The organism is Streptomyces sp. NPDC107538 (genome assembly GCF_055657445.1).
Genome location: NZ_JBVKAY010000007.1, coordinates 147,725 through 162,786, shown reverse-complemented (window position 1 = coordinate 162,786; position 15,062 = coordinate 147,725). Strand labels below are relative to the sequence as shown.

The window sequence follows — 15,062 nt, the reverse complement described above, 5'->3', positions numbered from 1 at the left end:
CTTCACCAAAACCTCGTCATAACCTCATACGGCCTGCACAGGAGGCCCCCGATCGAAGGGCGTCGTCGTCGTGGTTCTCAAGGGGCGGGCAGGGGAACGTGAGCGACTCGAACGGCTGGTGGCGGAAGTACGGCAGGGGCTGAGCGGCGTCCTGCTGCTGCGCGGCGACGCCGGGATCGGCAAGACCGTGCTGCTGGAGCACGCGGGCGGGGAGGCCGCCGATCTGCGGGTGTTACGGGTGGCGGGCGTGGAGTCGGAGTCGGGCTTCCCGTTCGCCGCGCTGCAGCGGTTGCTCGTGCCGTTTCTGGACGGGCTGAAGGAGCCGGGTGCGCTGCCGCCGTCGCAGCACGAGGCGCTCCGGGTGGCGTGCGGGCTGGCCGACGGGCCGCCCGCCGACCGGTTCCTGGTGGGCCTCGCGACCCTGACGCTGCTCGCGGAGGCCGCGAAACGGCGGCCGGTGCTGGCCTGTGTCGACGACGCGCAGTGGCTCGACGAGGAGTCGCTGGGCGTCCTCGCCTTCGTGGGGCGGCGGGTGCACGCGGAGGGCGTGGGGCTGCTGTTCGCGGCCCGGACCGGTTTCGAGGCGCCCGCCGGGCTGCCGGTCACCGAGATCAAGGGCCTTGAGGAGCCGTTCGCCCTGGAACTGCTGCGGGAGGCCGTCACCGGGCCGCTGGACGCCCGGGTGGGCGCGCGGATCGTGGCCGCGACCGCCGGGAACCCCCTCGCGCTGGCCGATCTGGGCCAGGAGCTGACCGCCGACCAGCTCTCCGGCTCCCTCGCCCTGCCCGAACCGCTGCCCGTGGGGAGCCGGTTGGAGGCGCACTATCTGCGGCGGGTGCGCGAGCTGCCGGGGGCGGCGCGGACCTGGCTGCTGCTGGCGGCGGCCGTGCCCGGCGGCGACCTCGGGTATGTCACGAGCGCGGCCCGGCGGCTCGGGATCGGCCCCGAGGACTCGGGTCCGGCCGAGGCGGCGGGCCTGGTGGTGCTGCGTACGGCCGTCGGGTTCCGGCATCCGCTGGTGCGGTCGGCGGTGTACGGCGGTGCCACCAGCGTGGAGCGGCGCCGGGCCCACCGGGCACTGGCCGAGGTGACGGACCGGCCCGCCGACTCCGACCGGCGGGCCTGGCATCTGGCGGCGGCCGCGCTCGGCCCGGACGAGGAGGTGGCCGCCGAGGTGGAGCGGTCGGCCGACCGGGCGGGCGCCCGGGGCGGCTACGCGGCCCGCGCCACCTTCCTCGTCCGGGCCGCCGAGCTGACGCCGGAGGGGGTGGTGCGGGCGGGCCGGCTGCTGGCCGCGGCGGAGGCCGCGCTGACGGCGGGGGCACCGCTGCAGGCGGAGTCGCTGCTGGACACCGTCGACGTCGGGCTCCTGGGGGACGTCGGCCGGGGGCGGGCGTTGCTGGTGCGCTCCCACTCGGTGACGCTCCTCGGCGACGCGGGCTCGTTCGCGGCGGCGCCGGCGCTGTGTCTGCGCGCCGCGCGGGCCTTCGCCGACGGCGCTCCGGAACTGGCCCGGGAGGCGCTGCTGTGGGCGGTCCAGGGCGCGATCACCTCCGAGCATCTGATGCGGGACGCGACCGTCACCGACATCGCGCGGGCCGTGGACGACCTGCTGCCCCGCTCGGCGCCCGCGACCGGTGTCGATCTGGTGCTGCGCGCCTTCGCGGTCCTCGTCACCGACGGCTACGAGCAGGGCGTGCCCCATATGCGGCGGGCCCACGCGATGGTGCTGGACCCCCGGACCCCGGACGCGGACGTGCTCCGCGCCTTTCTGCCCGCCATCACCCTGACGATGATGCTGTGGGACGAGGAAGCCCAGCGCGCGGTCATGCGCCGGGCGGCCGATGTCGCCCGTGACGCCGGCGCCCTGCCGCAGCTCGACACCGCCCTGTACTGCTCGGTGATGCACGAGACCAACCTCGGCGAACTGGACCGCGCGGACGAGCTGCATGCCCAGGGCCACCAGATCCGGGCCGCGATCGGCGCCACCGACGACACCTGGGCCATCTACCGGCACCCCGAGCTGCTCGCCTGGCACGCGGACGCCGAGGACCTTCAGGCGGTGCTGCGCGGCTCCATGGAGGCCGGCACCTGGCTGGGCAACGGCGCGGTGGAGTCCATCGCCCGGATCGGCATGGCGGTCCACGCGCTCGGCGCCGGCGACTACGCGCGGGCCCGCACGATCACCCAGGAGCTGACCGGCCACGACGTGTTCGCCTACCACTCGCGGATCCTGCCCCACCTGGTCGAGGCCGCCGTCCGCTGCGGCGACCGGGTGCTCGCCACGACCGCCCTGCGGACCCTGGAGTCCCGGGCGACGGCCACCGGCACCGCGTGGGCGCTCGGGCTGCTGGCCCGCTGCCGGGCGCTGCTCGCGCCCGCGGAGGACGCCGACCCGCTGTACCGCGAGGCGATCACCCTGCTCTCGGGCGGCGGCGCCCGCGCCGACCTGGCCGTGGCGCATCTGCTGTACGGGGAGTGGCTGCGCCGCCGCAAGCGCCGCAGGGACGCCCGTGAGCAGCTGCGTACGGCGCTGGCCATGTTCGACGCCATGCGGGCCCGGGGCTACGCGACCCGTGCCGCGCAGGAGCTGGCGGCGACCGGTGAGCATCCGCGGCGCGGCCCGGCGGGGACCGGCGGCGCGCTCACCCCGCAGGAGCTGACCATCGCCCGGCTCGCCAAGGAGGGCGCGACCAACGCCGAGATCGCGGCCCGGCTGTTCATCAGCGCCAGCACGGTCGACTACCACCTGCGGAAGGTCTTCCGGAAGCTGGACGTCACCTCGCGCCGTCAGCTGTCGCGGGTCCCGGAGCTGTGAGGCCGCGTGGCGGGGTGGCGGATCCGGGAGCGGTGAGGCCGCGTGGCGGGGTGGAGGGCCCGGGCATAGCGTCGTTCGCGGACCGCGTCCCGACTACGCGTTCCACAGGATTCGGCGCCGGCCCGGCCCGCCGGAGGATGCACGGGCCGGACAACCCCGCAGACGGGAGCACCTCCATGCCGTACGTCACCGCAGCCGACGGGGCTCAGATCTTCTACAAGGACTGGGGTCAGGGCCGCCCGGTCGTGCTGAGCCACGGCTGGCCCCTCGGCTCGGACAGCTGGGAGGCCCAGCAGCTGTTCCTGGCCACGCACGGGTTTCGCGTCGTCGCGCACGACCGGCGCGGGCACGGCCGTTCCACCCAGACCTGGCACGGCAACGAGATGAACACCTACGCCGACGACCTGGCCACCCTGATCGACACCCTGGACCTCAGGGACGTCACGCTCGTCGGGTTCTCCACGGGCGGCGGCGAGGTCACCCGGTACATCGGCCGGCACGGCACCGGGCGGGTCGCGCAGTTGGTGCTGGTCTCCGCCGTACCGCCGTTGATGCTCAGGACCGACGACAATCCCGGCGGGGTGCCCGTCGAGGTGTTCGACTCGATCCGTGCCGGGTCGCTGGCCGACCGGTCGCAGCTGTACCGGGACCTCGCCGACGGCCCGTTCTTCGGGAACAACCGGCCCGGGGCCAATGTGTCGCAGGGGATCCGGGACGCGTTCTGGCTCCAGGGCCTGCAGTCCGGACACCGGAACGCGTACGAATGCATCGCCGCGTTCTCCGCCACGGACTTCCGCGCCGATCTCGACGCCGTCGACGTGCCCGCGCTCGTGATCCACGGCGACGACGACCAGGTGGTGCCGTTCGAGGTGGGCGGCAAGGCGTCGGCGGCCCGGATCAAGAACGCGACGCTGAAGGTCTATCCGGGCGCCCCGCACGGCATCACGGACACCCACAAGGAACAACTCGGCGCGGATCTGCTGGAGTTCCTCAACTCCTGAGCCCGCACCGCCGCACGTTCTGTTCACCTCGTTCCAGTTCCTGGAAGGAAAACGATGAGCAGTCCCGACACGATCGTCCTGATCCACGGTTTCTGGGTGACACCCCGCAGCTGGGAGCACTGGATCGCCCACTACGAGAAGCGCGGCTACCGGGTCCTCGCGCCGGCCTACCCGGGCTTCGAGGTGGAGGTCGAGTCGCTCAACGCCGACACCACCCCGATCGAGAAGGTGACGGTCCCGCAGATCGTCGACAGCCTGGTGGCCCTCGTCCAGGGCCTCGACAAGCCGCCGGTCCTCATCGGCCACTCCGCGGGCGGCGTCTTCGTCCAGCTCCTCCTCGACCGGGCCCTCGGCGCGGCGGGCGTGGCGATCAACTCGGCGCCCACGGAAGGCGTCGCCGTCCTCCCGCTGACCCAGATCAAGTCGGCGTTCCCGGTGCTGAAGAACCCGGCCAACCGGCACCGCGCGGTCGGTCTCACCTTCGAGCAGTGGCACTACGCCTTCACCAACACCTTCCCGGAGGACGAGTCGAGGGCGCTGTACGAGCGGTACGCCGTCCCGGCGTCCGGCAGCATCTTCTGGGACAGCGCCCTGGCCACGCTGCGCCCCGGCCACCAGAGCACCTATGTGAACTACCACAACGAGGACCGGCCGCCGCTGCTGTTCGTCTCGGGCGAGAAGGACCATCTGATGCCGCCCAAGGTCCAGCAGTCCAACGCCAAGCACTACAAGGCGCACACGGTCACCGAGGTCAAGGAGTACCCCGGTATGCCGCATCTGCTGCCCGCCGCCCCCGGCTGGGAGGCGATCGCGGACGACGCCCTGGACTGGGCGGTCGCGCACGCGCGCTGAACTCCCGTGCCCGGGGCGGCCGTTCACCACGGCCGCCCCGGGCCTTTTTCCGGAAGGGATCCCGTATGACCGGCGTCCGCGTCACGCACATCGGCGGCTCGACCACCCTGATCGAGATCGATGGCCTGCGCCTGCTCACCGACCCGACGTTCGACCCGCCGGGCCGCCGCTACGCCTTCGGCTGGGGCACGTCGTCGCGCAAGACCGCCGGGCCCGCGTTCCCGGCAGCCGAACTGCCCCCGGTGGACGCGGTGTTGCTCACCCACGACCATCACGGCGACAACCTCGACGACGCCGGGCGTGCCCTGCTGCCCGGGGTGGGGACCGTGCTCACCACCCCGTCCGGGGCCCGTCGGCTCGGCGGCAACGCGCGGGGGCTGGGCCCCTGGGACACCTGGAAGCTCACCTCGTCCACACCCGGCGGCACGACCGTCGAGGTGACCGCCACCCCCGCCCGGCACGGCCCGCCGCTGTCCCGCCCGGTCGTCGGCGACGTGACCGGCTTCGCGCTCTCCTGGCCGGGTCAGCTGCACGGCGTGCTGTGGATCTCCGGCGACACGGTCCTCTACGACGGCGTACGGGAGGTGGGCCGCCGCCTGACCGTGGGCACCGCCCTGCTCCACCTCGGCGGCGTCGGCTTCCCGGTCACCGGCCCGCTCCGCTACACGATGACCGCCGCCGGGGCCGTGGAGGTCTGCCGGCTGCTGCGGCCCCGTACCGTCGTGCCGGTGCACTACGAAGGGTGGAGCCACTTCCGCGAAGCCCGTACGGCGGCCGAGCGGACCTTGGCGGGGGCGCCGGCCGGGATACGGGAGGTGTTCCGCTGGCTGCCGATGGGGGCGGCCACGGAGATCAGCGTGTGAGGGGCCTCAGCGGGTGGGGACGTCAGCGGGTGGGGTTCGCCCCCTCGCCGTCCGCCGCCAGCAGGTCCAGCGCCCGTTCCCACCGGAACTCCGCGCGCCCGCCGCCCTCCTCCGTCTCCCCGGCGTACGGGTCGCCGAACCGGACGCCCATGCCGCGCAGCCGCTCCAGGCTCGCGCGGTACGCCGGGTGGGCGGCGAGGGCGTCGGCCACACAGGGCAGGACGGCGATGGGGACACCCAGGCCGTTCGCCTCGCACAGGGTGCCGACCGCGAGGGTGTCGGCCAGCCCGGCGGCCCATTTGTTGACGGTGTTGAAGGTGGCGGGCGCGACCACGACGGCGTCCGGTGGCGGGAAGGGGCGCGGGTCACCCGGCCGCCGCCAGGCCGAACGGATCGGGCGGCCGGTCTGCGCCTCGACCGCCGCCGTGTCGAAGAAGCCGCCCATGGCGACGGGCGTCGCGATGACCCCGACCTCCCAGTCCCGCTCCTGTGCGGCCGTGATCAGCTTGCTCACATCGACGGCGATCCCGGCCGCACAGACGACGACGTAGAGGAAGGGCTTGCCGGTCGATGCGGGTCCGCCCTGAACGGATCCGGTCGGTGCGGGCCGGGTGCCGGCCGTGTTCTCGGTCGCGGTCATCCGTCGACCCTACTGATCCCGGCTCAGCCGCCGGGCGCTCTCTCGACAAAGCGTTCGACGTCCGCGGCGGTCGGTCGCAGCAGGCCGTCCCGGACGGCGAGGGCCGTGGCCTCGGCGCGGGAGGCGGCGCCGGTCTTGCGCAGCAGATGCTCGACATGGGTGTGTACGGTGCGCGGGGACAGGAACAGCGCCTGGGCGATGGCCTGGTTCGTCTGCCCGGTGGCCGCCCGCGTGAGCACCTCCAGTTCGCGCGGGCTGAGCCCGTACGGCAGCGGTGCGGGCGTCTCGTGCACCAGGACCGCCCGGCGTACGACGGCCGTGCCGAGGGTGTGGCGGCGGACGGTGACCCGGTACCAGTCGGGGCCCACGGGCCAGAGCAGGCGCAGCCGGGTGCCGTGCGCGTCGGCGAAGGCGCGCACGAGACGGCGGAACTCGGTGTCCTGGAGGACGGTCGCCGGGGCGCGGCCGGGGAGGTCGAGGGTGTCGTCGGCGACGACCAGGCTCGCCCCGCCCTCCGCCGGAAGGTCGGGGAGGTCGCCCGCGTGGGCGGTGGGGTCGGCGAGGACGCCCAGGGCGGGCAGCAGGGACGCGAGCAGCCGGCGGGTGTCGGTGTCGTAGGCGTCGGGGGTCGCGGTGGAGAGGGTGATCAGGCCGACGAGGCGGCCGTGGTGGCGCAGGGCGCCCGTCACCGCGTCCCGGACGCCCGCCGGGCGCATGCGCTCGGCGTAGAACCAGCCGTCGCGGTAGCGCTCCCCCGGGTCCTCGACGTCCTCGCAGATGGAGGGCGGGATCTCGCTGCGCAGGACGTTGGCGTACCAGGGGGTCGCGACGAACTCGGCGGCCAGCGTCGCGGAGACGTCGGCGTCGTAGCCGACGCCCGCGACCTGGACGTAGGTGCCGGTCAGGGGGTCGATCTCCAGGAGGGTGGCGGCGTCCAGGGGCAGGGCGCGGCCCAGTTCGTGGAGGGCCTCGGCGCAGGCGGAGACGGTGTCGCGTTCCCGGGTGAGCATGCCGATGCGGGCGGCGGCGGCCATCTGGTGGTGGGTGAGCATGCGAGCCTCCCGGGGCGGCCCCGAGACCGGACAGGTCTTTTGGGCCCTAACGATATGCCGGTGGGGTGCGGTGGACAAGGCGTTCACCGATCCGTGACGTGGCCGACCACCGCTGTCGGCCGGCCGGACGGGTTCCACGGTGCCGGGCCGTCGTCCGCATTCGGTATTTGTACGGATGGTGGGGCGGGGCGGCGGGGTCTTTCCTGTTCGGCACAGCTTCGGCACGGCTTCGGCACGGCTTCGGCACCGGCACCGCTTCGGCCGAGGCACCGCTTCGGCACCGCAGGACGCCCGCCGCTGACGGGCCCCGTCCCCCTTGGAGAACCCCGCCATGACCAGACGCCCTCTTTCCGTCGCCCCGGCCTCACGCAGGCAGTTCCTCGCGTGGTCCGCCGGAGCGCTCACCGCGACCGGGCTGGCCGCCACGGGCTGCAGTGCCCCGGAGAGCGGTTCCGGCTCCGGTGCGGCGAAGGCGGCGGACGCGTCCCCGTCCGCGCGGAAGCTGACGCAGATCGGCCTCGACTACCCCTTCACCCAACTCCCGCTCTACACCACCCTGGTGAAGCTCTCCACGGCCGCCGCGAAGAAGCACGACGTCAAGCTGCTGACGACGAGCGACGCGAGCAACCCGGACACCCAGGCCAGCAACCTCACCACCTGGGTCACTCAGAAGACGCCCGCGATCGTGTCGTTCCCGATGGTCTTCGAGGCCGCCGAGTCGATCGCCAAGTCGGCGCTCGACGCGGGGCTGATCTGGGTGACGTACGGCGGGACGCTGGAGAACCAGAGCGCCGACATCCAGTTCAGCTTCCGGGAGAGCGGCACGCTGCTCGGGGAGGCCGCCGCGAAGTGGGCCACCGAGGAGCTGAACGGGAAGGGGAAGATCGCGTTCCTGGTCGACAACACGATCGAGCTGGGCCGGGAGCGCACCAAGGGCATGATCGACGCCTTCACCAAGCTCGCGCCCGGCGTCGACGTGGTCGCGCAGGAGCAGGCCATCGACCCCGACACGGGGCTGTCGAAGTCCAACGCGCTGCTCGCCAAGCACCCCGACCTGAACATCATCCTCGGCATCACGGACGCGGCGGCCTACGGCGGGTTCAAGGCGTTGCAGCAGGCCGGGCGGAAGAACGGCGACCGGAAGACGTTCGTCGGCGGCCAGGACGGGTCGGCGCCCTCCCTTCTCGCCATCAAGCAGGGCACCTTCTACCGCGCCTCCTCCGCCCTCGCTCCGCAGGACATCGCGAACGCCATCGTCGACGTGCCCCTCGCGGTCGCCGCCGGGAAGGCCGACGCGAGCGTCCAGGTACCGGTCAAGCTGCTCCAGCGCGGCGACACGGGGGAGATCGACGCGCTGCTCGCCCAGAACGGGTAGGGCGCGACGCGATGACCGGTACGAACGACACCGGGGCGGGGCCGACCGGGGTGGCGGGAGCCGCCGGGGCCGTGGCTCCGCCGAATCTGCGGATCACTTCCCTCAGCAAGTCCTTCGGGGGCGTACGGGCACTGGACGGGGTGGATCTCACCGTGCCCGGCGGGCAGGTGCACGCGCTGCTCGGGCACAACGGCGCGGGCAAGTCCACGCTGATCAAGTGTCTCGGGGGCGCGTTCCCGCCGGACGCGGGGACGATCGAGGTGGGCGGGGTGCCGTACGCCCGGCTCAGCCCGCGCGAGTCGATCGCGGCCGGGGTGGCGATCATCTTCCAGACGCTGAGCGTCGTGGACTCCCTGACCGTGGCCGAGAACATCTTCCTCGGCCAGGAGTGGACCCGGTACGGCCGGATCGACCGCCGGGCCCAGGAGAAGGTCGCCGCCGAGCTCCTGGACCGCGTCGCCGCGAGCTGCTCGCCCCGCGACCGGGTGGGTGAACTCCCCATGGGCCAGAAGCAGTTGGTCGAGATCGCGAAGGCCCTGAGCCGCAGCGCCTCGGTCCTGGTCCTCGACGAGCCCACGGCCGCCCTCTCCGGCACCGAGAGCGACGCCCTCGCCACCCGCGTGGAGGACCTCCGCGCCCAGGGCCTCGCCATCGTCTACGTCACCCACCTCCTCGCCGAGGTCGAACGCCTCGCGGACGCCGTGACCGTCCTCCGCGACGGCCGAGTCACCCACCACACGGCAACCGGCGACCACACCCGCCGCGACCTGGTGGAGGCGATCACGGGCACGCACGCCGCGAGGGCGGGCACCGCCCCGTCGTCGCAGGCCGACACGGGCACGGATGGTCCGGCCGACACACCAGAAGCCCTCCGCCGCACGGCCGCCCCACCGATAGGCACTACCGGCGACACGAACAAAGAGCCCGCCGCCCCCCACGGCGCGGGTACTGGCCCGTCATCGCGAGCGGCGGAGGTTCCGGGCGGTGCGAGCGGCGAGGCCCCGGCCCGCCCGGACCACGACGACGCCCCCGAACCGTCCCCCGCTCGCGAGCACCGCCCCTCGGCGGAAGTGGGCGAACGCCGTCCCCAGCCCTCCGGCGGTCCGGCGCCGGGCGTGGGCGGGACGGCCGTGCAGCGAGCCGGCGCGCCCGGTGGGGTTACGGGCCCCGGTGCTCCACCCCCCGCCCGCCTCGCCCTCCGCGGCCTGTGCGGGCCCGGGTTCGGGCCCGTTGATCTCATCGTCGGCGAGGGGGAGATCGTGGGGCTGTACGGGTTGATCGGGTCCGGGCGGACGCGGGTGCTGGAGACGTTGTTCGGGAGGCGGCGGGCCGGCGGTGGCACCGTCCGGGTCGGTGAGCGGGTCGTCTCGCCCACCCGCCCGGCGGACGCCCTCGCCGCCGGGATCGCGCTGGTGCCGGCCGACCGGCGGGCGCAGGGGCTGTTCGCGGGGCTGAGCGCACAGGACAACGTGCTGTTGCCGAGTGTGCGGACACTGGCCCGGCGTGGGGTGCGGGCGCTCGCGGCGGAGCGGCGGGTGTTCGCCTCGCTCGCCGAGGCGGTCGGGCTGCGGCCCGCGCGCCCGGGGCTGCCCGCCGCCGCCTTCTCCGGCGGCAACCAGCAGAAGCTGCTGCTCGGCCGCTGGATCAACGAGGCCCGGTCCGTGGACGTCCTGCTCCTCGACGAGCCGACCCAGGGCGTCGACGTCGGCGCCCGCCAGGAGATCTACGACGTCGTGTCCACGCTCGCCGAACAGCGCGGCACGGCCGTGCTGTTCGCCTCCAGCGACCCGGAGGAGGCGGCCCGCCTCGCCCACCGCTGTCTGGTCGTCGACCGGGGCCGGATCATCGCCGAACTCTCCGGCGCCGACCTCACCGAGGAGGCACTGCTGGCGGCCGTCCACGACGCGGAACCGGCGGCACGGCGGCCCCGCCCCGCACCGGACGGCGCCCCGTCCGCCCCCTCCCCCTCCCCGTCCCCCGAAGGAGCAGCATGACCACCGTGACCGCCGCCGAGCGCGTCGTCCCCGGCCCGCGCGCCCTGGCCGCGCACGGCCTGGCGACGGTGCGGCGCCATCCCCTGCTCGTCGTCCTGACCGCGCTGGTGCTGGTGTTCCAGCTGTCCACCGGCAGCTTCCTCGACCCCGGCAACCTGCGCGGTATCGCCACCGACGCGGCCGCCCTCGCGATCGTCGCCGTCCCCCTGGCCCTCCTGGTCATCAGCGGCTATCTGGACCTGTCCGTGGGCTCGACGCTGGCGCTGGGCGCCCTCACGGCGGGCTGGCTCGCGGGTGAGCAGGCCCAGTCCCCCGTGGTCGCCGTGCTCGGCGCGCTGGCCGTCGGCGCGGCGGTCGGCGCCGTGAACGGGGTGCTGTGCTGCTACCTGGGGCTGTCCCCGTTCATCGTGACCCTGGGCATGCTGGCGGCCGTACGCGGACTGGCCCAGCAGCTCTTCCCCCTGCCGCTGAGCGGCTTCGGCGACGGTTTCGCCTGGCTCGGCGGCGCCCGGATCGCCGGGATCGCGGCACCCGTGGTCATCGCCGCCGCCGTACTCGTCGCCGGCGCGCTGTTCCTCGCCTACACCCCCACGGGACGCCATGTGTTCGCGATCGGCGTCAACCGGGAGGCCGCCTATCTCTCCGGCATCGACGTCCGCCGTACGCCGTTCGCGCTGTTCGTGGTCACGGGTACGGCCGCCGCGCTGGCCGGGGCGATCAAGGCGTCCGTGCTGGACAGCGTGGTCGCGGGCACCTCGGGCACGGGCTTCGAACTGACCGTGCTCACGGCCGTGCTGCTGGGCGGGGTCGCGCTGAGCGGTGGCTCCGGTTCGGTTCTCGGGGTACTGCTCGGCGTGCTGTTCCTGGGATGCCTGCAGAACGGGCTGACACTGCTGAGCGTGCCGACGTTCTGGCAGCAGATGGCCCAGGGCGTGGCCCTGGTGGCGGGCGCCGCGCTCGCGTACTTCGGCCCACGGACGACCCGATGACCGACAGGCCTCCGCGGCCTCTTTCACCCCCACTCGTACGGACACCCAGAGAGGTCCTCGTGAGCGACACTTCCCCCACCCTCGTCCTGACCGGCGGTCAGGTCATCACCGTCGACGCCGGTTTCTCGGTCGCCGAGGGTGTGGCCGTGCGCGGCCGGGAGATCGTCGCGGTCGGCACGGACGCGGAGATGCGTGCCCTGGCCGGGCCGACGACGAGGATCGTCGAGCTGGCCGGGCGGACCGTGCTGCCCGGCATCAACGACTCCCATCTGCACGGCGCCGCGTACGGGCTGTCCAGGCCGCCGTTCGCCCTCGACGTCGGTCATCCGGCGGTCGGCTCGATCGCCGACATCGCGGCGGCGGTGGGCGCGGCGGCGCGGGCCGCCGAGCCCGGGGAGTGGATCGTCGGCCTGGGCTGGGACCCCGGCTATCTCGCCGAGTGCCTGGCCGAGCCCGGCCGCCTCCCGCACCGGGCCGACCTGGACGCGGTGGCACCCGAGCACCCCGTCTGTCTCACCGACTTCTCCCAGCACATGGTGTGGGCGAACAGCGAGGCCCTGCGCCGCTGCGGGATCGACGCCGGCACCGAGGCGCCGGACGGCGGGGTGATCGACCGTGACGCGGACGGCCGCCCCACCGGCATCCTCCGCGAGGCCGCCGGTGTCCTGCTGCAGGCCGCCCTGCCCTCCCCCACGGTCGCCCAGCGCCGCCAGGCCATCCGCGCCGTCGTCGCCGAACTCCACAGCCGCGGCATCACCAGCTACACCGAGCCCGGCCTCGGCCCCGGCGGTTCCGAGACCCTGTTCGGCGGGCTGAGCACCGACAACTGGACCGCGTACGCCGAGCTGGCCGCGACCGGCGGTCTGCACGCCCGGGTCAGCGTGCTTCTGCTGCCCGCGCCCATGGGCGGCTCCGCCGACGACGTCCGCAAGGGCCTGACCGAACTGCACCGCCCCGAGTCCCCCGACCCCCGGCTGCTCCACGCCATCGGCGTGAAGATCTTCGCCGACGGGGTGCCCCCGAACCGTACGGCGTGGATGCACGAGCCCTACGCGGACGGCGGCCACGGCTCCCTCTGTGTGCACGGCCGGACACCCGAGCTGCAGGTCGACGAGCTGTTCGACATGATCCGGGTCGCGCACGAGGCGGGTTACCAGCTGGGCGTCCATGTCACCGGCGACCGGGCCATCGACCTCGTGGTGGACGCGTTCGTGGCGGCGCAGCGGGCCGCGCCGCGCGCCGACGCCCGGCACTACGTCATCCACGGCGACTTCATCGGCGCCGGCAGCCTCGCCCGGCTTGCCGCGCACGGCTACGGCGTGAACATGAACCCGGCCATCAAGTGGACGATCTCCGACCTGATGGCGGAGGTCGTGGGCGCGGAGCGGTCGGCGTACCAGTGGCCCGCGCGTTCGGCCTTCGACGCGGGGGTCGCGGTGTGCGCCAGCTCGGACGCGCCGATCACCGAGCCCGACTGGCGGCAGGGCGTCGCCGGGATGCTGCTGCGCGAGTCGAAGGCCAGCGGCCGGGTCAGCGGCCCCGAACAGCGCGTGGAGCTCGCCGAGGCGCTGCGGGCGTACACGATCAACCCGGCGCGGCAGGACTTCGCCGAGGAGTGGAAGGGGTCCGTGGAGGTGGGCAAGGTGGCCGACCTGTGCGTGCTGGACCGGCCGCTGCTGGACATCGACCCGCACGAGATCACCGGGGTCCAGGTGGACATGACGGTGTTCGACGGCGGGATCGTCTTCGAGCGCTGAGCGGGACACGGGTGAGGAGGCCGACGCCGCGGGTCGCGGTGTCGGCCTCCTCACGCCCTCAGCCCGTCAGCGCCTCCACCCGTCGCATGACCTCCTTGCAGAAGGCGCCCACCGCGTCCGCGTCGTCGATGAACTGGTTCGGCTTCACGCAGAAGGTGGTGAAGCCCTGTTCCAGCTGTTCGGGGATGGAGGCGAGGGCGGCGCCGAGGTCCGCCGGGGAGTGGTCGTCGGGGAAGACCGCCTGGGTGCCGCCGATCATCTCCAGCTCGGTGGCGTCCCGTCCGGCGGCGGCCATCGCCTCGTGGAGCGCCGTGAGGTCGTCCGGGGTCGGCCGTCCGAGGGGGTGGAAGCCATGGCCGTACCGGACGAGCCGGCGCAGTACGGGGCCGTGCAGGCGCTGTCCGCCGAACCACAGCCGCGGCCCCTGGGGGCGGTACGCCTTGGGTTCGAAGTAGACGTCCCGGAAGGCGTAGTGCTCGCTGTCGTGGGAGATCGGGGACGGGCCCCAGGCCTTCGCCCAGACCTCCAGGTGCTCGTCGAGGAGTTGGCCCCGCCGGCCGAAGGGTACGCCCAGCGCGTCGTACTCGTCCCGGCTCCAGCTGACCGTGGGCTGCACCAGCAGCCGTCCGTCGCTGAGCAGGTCGAGGGTGCCGAGTTCGCGGGCCATCAGCAGGGGGTGGCGCAGCGGGGCGAGGACGGCCGCGGCGGCCAGGCGCAGGCGCTCGGTGACGGAGGCGATGGAGGCGAGCAGGAGCAGCGAGTTGGGCCAGGGCGTGTACGGGTCCTGGTTGCCGGGGAGGGCGTAGTCGCGGGGGTTGCCCATGATGCCGTCGGCGGCGGCGTCGGGGCCGAGCACGATGTGTTCGCTGACCATGACGGAGTCGAACCCGGCGTCCTCGGCCTCACGTGCCCACCGTACGGCGGTGGGCAGGTCGGCCCGGCCGCCGGTGAGGGTCCAGTTCTCGCTGAGGACCAGCAGCATGCGGGGGGTGGTGCTCATGGTGGATTCCCTCTCCTCCGTACAATTTGATCCCGAATGACCGAACGACCGGTCCGAACCGCACCACCGGCCCGACCGGATGGTCGACCGACCGCACCATCGACCCGAGGAGCACCCCTTGCCCGGCCAGCGATCCATCACCGAAGCCGAGAAGCTCGCCGCGGCGAAACTGGGGGACTTCCCGCTCCGCCGGGACCAGATGGCCGCGGTGGCGAACATCTACCGGGCCGCGTCGGCGGTGCGGCAGCACCTGGAGAACTCGGTGCTGCGCGGCTCCGACCTGACCTGGACGGCCTTCGTGGTCCTGTGGGTGGTGTGGGTGTGGGGCGAGTCCGAGACCCGGCACGTGGCCGAGGAGGCGGGAATCTCCAAGGGCACGCTCACGGGTGTGGCCCGGACGCTGGAGTCTCGGGGGCTGGTCCGGCGGGCGGACCACCCGACGGACGGGCGGCTGGTGCTGCTGGCCCTCACCGACAAGGGCGAGGAGCTGATGCGGCGGGTGTTCCCCGCGTTCAACGAGGAGGAGGCCTTCGTCACCGGGCAGCTCAGCGACGAGCAGTGCCGGAGCCTCGCGGAGGGGCTGCGCGGTGTCGTGCTCCAGGTCGAGGAGCACGGTGAGGAGCGCCGCCGCGCCCTGCTGAACGGCGCCGAGCCCGCCCCCCGCCGCAGCGGCCGCCGCCCGAAGGCCTGACGCCACCCGGACCTCGTTTCATTTGGGTTC

Annotated in this window: 12 protein-coding genes; 9 read left to right on the top strand and 3 right to left on the bottom strand. The window is 73.7% G+C overall.

What is annotated here, in order from left to right:
* The first annotated feature begins 70 nt into the window (after positions 1-70).
* The 4 genes from ACZ7MG_RS25470 (at position 71) to ACZ7MG_RS25455 (ending at position 5,534) form a co-directional block, all read left to right on the top strand.
* Positions 71-2,818 (top strand): helix-turn-helix transcriptional regulator, encoded by a 2,748-nt coding sequence (locus ACZ7MG_RS25470; RefSeq protein WP_471380787.1) that lies wholly within the window; start codon positions 71-73, stop codon positions 2,816-2,818.
* A 176-nt stretch (positions 2,819-2,994) separates the two neighbouring features.
* Entirely contained in the window at positions 2,995-3,819 is an 825-nt protein-coding gene (locus ACZ7MG_RS25465; RefSeq protein ID WP_471380785.1) for an alpha/beta fold hydrolase, read from the top strand.
* Positions 3,820-3,873: 54 nt separating this feature from the next.
* Positions 3,874-4,671 carry an alpha/beta hydrolase gene (locus tag ACZ7MG_RS25460; RefSeq protein WP_471380784.1) on the top strand — a complete coding sequence of 266 codons (798 nt, stop codon included), beginning with the start codon at positions 3,874-3,876 and terminating at the stop codon, positions 4,669-4,671.
* Positions 4,672-4,736: 65 nt separating this feature from the next.
* Positions 4,737-5,534 carry an MBL fold metallo-hydrolase gene (locus tag ACZ7MG_RS25455; RefSeq protein ID WP_471380783.1) on the top strand — a complete coding sequence of 266 codons (798 nt, stop codon included), beginning with the start codon at positions 4,737-4,739 and terminating at the stop codon, positions 5,532-5,534.
* A 22-nt stretch (positions 5,535-5,556) separates the two neighbouring features.
* Here ACZ7MG_RS25455 and ACZ7MG_RS25450 read toward each other — a convergent pair whose 3' ends face one another.
* Both ACZ7MG_RS25450 and ACZ7MG_RS25445 read right to left on the bottom strand, forming a co-directional pair.
* The gene (locus tag ACZ7MG_RS25450; RefSeq protein ID WP_471380782.1) at positions 5,557-6,174 is read right to left on the bottom strand and encodes a flavoprotein; all 618 of its coding nucleotides are present in this window, start codon (positions 6,172-6,174) and stop codon (positions 5,557-5,559) included.
* A gap of 23 nt (positions 6,175-6,197) precedes the next feature.
* A complete protein-coding gene (locus ACZ7MG_RS25445; RefSeq protein WP_471380780.1) occupies positions 6,198-7,226 on the bottom strand; it encodes a helix-turn-helix transcriptional regulator in 1,029 nt (342 codons plus the stop codon).
* Positions 7,227-7,557: 331 nt separating this feature from the next.
* Between ACZ7MG_RS25445 and ACZ7MG_RS25440 the strand changes: the two genes are divergently transcribed.
* From ACZ7MG_RS25440 to ACZ7MG_RS25425, 4 genes are read left to right on the top strand one after another with little or no spacing between them, the layout of a single operon-like run.
* Positions 7,558-8,601: a sugar ABC transporter substrate-binding protein gene (locus tag ACZ7MG_RS25440; RefSeq protein WP_471380779.1), complete on the top strand. Its 1,044-nt coding sequence runs from the start codon at positions 7,558-7,560 to the stop codon at positions 8,599-8,601.
* An 11-nt stretch (positions 8,602-8,612) separates the two neighbouring features.
* Entirely contained in the window at positions 8,613-10,595 is a 1,983-nt protein-coding gene (locus ACZ7MG_RS25435) for a sugar ABC transporter ATP-binding protein (protein WP_471380778.1), read from the top strand.
* Positions 10,592-11,584: an ABC transporter permease gene (locus ACZ7MG_RS25430; RefSeq protein WP_471380776.1), complete on the top strand. Its 993-nt coding sequence runs from the start codon at positions 10,592-10,594 to the stop codon at positions 11,582-11,584. Before ACZ7MG_RS25435 ends, ACZ7MG_RS25430 begins: the two co-directional genes overlap by 4 nt.
* A gap of 59 nt (positions 11,585-11,643) precedes the next feature.
* Positions 11,644-13,341 (top strand): amidohydrolase, encoded by a 1,698-nt coding sequence (locus ACZ7MG_RS25425; RefSeq protein ID WP_471380775.1) that lies wholly within the window; start codon positions 11,644-11,646, stop codon positions 13,339-13,341.
* Between the two features lie 58 nt (positions 13,342-13,399).
* Here ACZ7MG_RS25425 and ACZ7MG_RS25420 read toward each other — a convergent pair whose 3' ends face one another.
* Positions 13,400-14,341 (bottom strand): LLM class flavin-dependent oxidoreductase, encoded by a 942-nt coding sequence (locus tag ACZ7MG_RS25420; RefSeq protein ID WP_471380774.1) that lies wholly within the window; start codon positions 14,339-14,341, stop codon positions 13,400-13,402.
* 118 nt (positions 14,342-14,459) lie between these two features.
* On the opposite strand from ACZ7MG_RS25420, the gene ACZ7MG_RS25415 reads away from it, so the two are divergent.
* Entirely contained in the window at positions 14,460-15,032 is a 573-nt protein-coding gene (locus tag ACZ7MG_RS25415; protein ID WP_471380773.1) for a MarR family winged helix-turn-helix transcriptional regulator, read from the top strand.
* Positions 15,033-15,062: the final 30 nt, after the last annotated feature.

Excerpts from the sequence above, each read along its gene's own strand:
- ACZ7MG_RS25465 (WP_471380785.1), top strand. The coding sequence starts at position 2,995 with ATGCCGTACGTCACCGCAGCCGACGGGGCTCAGATCTTCTACAAGGAC.
- ACZ7MG_RS25460 (WP_471380784.1), top strand. The coding sequence starts at position 3,874 with ATGAGCAGTCCCGACACGATCGTCCTGATCCACGGTTTCTGGGTGACA.
- ACZ7MG_RS25455 (WP_471380783.1), top strand. The coding sequence starts at position 4,737 with ATGACCGGCGTCCGCGTCACGCACATCGGCGGCTCGACCACCCTGATC.
- ACZ7MG_RS25450 (WP_471380782.1), bottom strand. The coding sequence starts at position 6,174 with ATGACCGCGACCGAGAACACGGCCGGCACCCGGCCCGCACCGACCGGA.
- ACZ7MG_RS25445 (WP_471380780.1), bottom strand. The coding sequence starts at position 7,226 with ATGCTCACCCACCACCAGATGGCCGCCGCCGCCCGCATCGGCATGCTC.
- ACZ7MG_RS25440 (WP_471380779.1), top strand. The coding sequence starts at position 7,558 with ATGACCAGACGCCCTCTTTCCGTCGCCCCGGCCTCACGCAGGCAGTTC.
- ACZ7MG_RS25435 (WP_471380778.1), top strand. The coding sequence starts at position 8,613 with ATGACCGGTACGAACGACACCGGGGCGGGGCCGACCGGGGTGGCGGGA.
- ACZ7MG_RS25430 (WP_471380776.1), top strand. The coding sequence starts at position 10,592 with ATGACCACCGTGACCGCCGCCGAGCGCGTCGTCCCCGGCCCGCGCGCC.
- ACZ7MG_RS25420 (WP_471380774.1), bottom strand. The coding sequence starts at position 14,341 with ATGAGCACCACCCCCCGCATGCTGCTGGTCCTCAGCGAGAACTGGACC.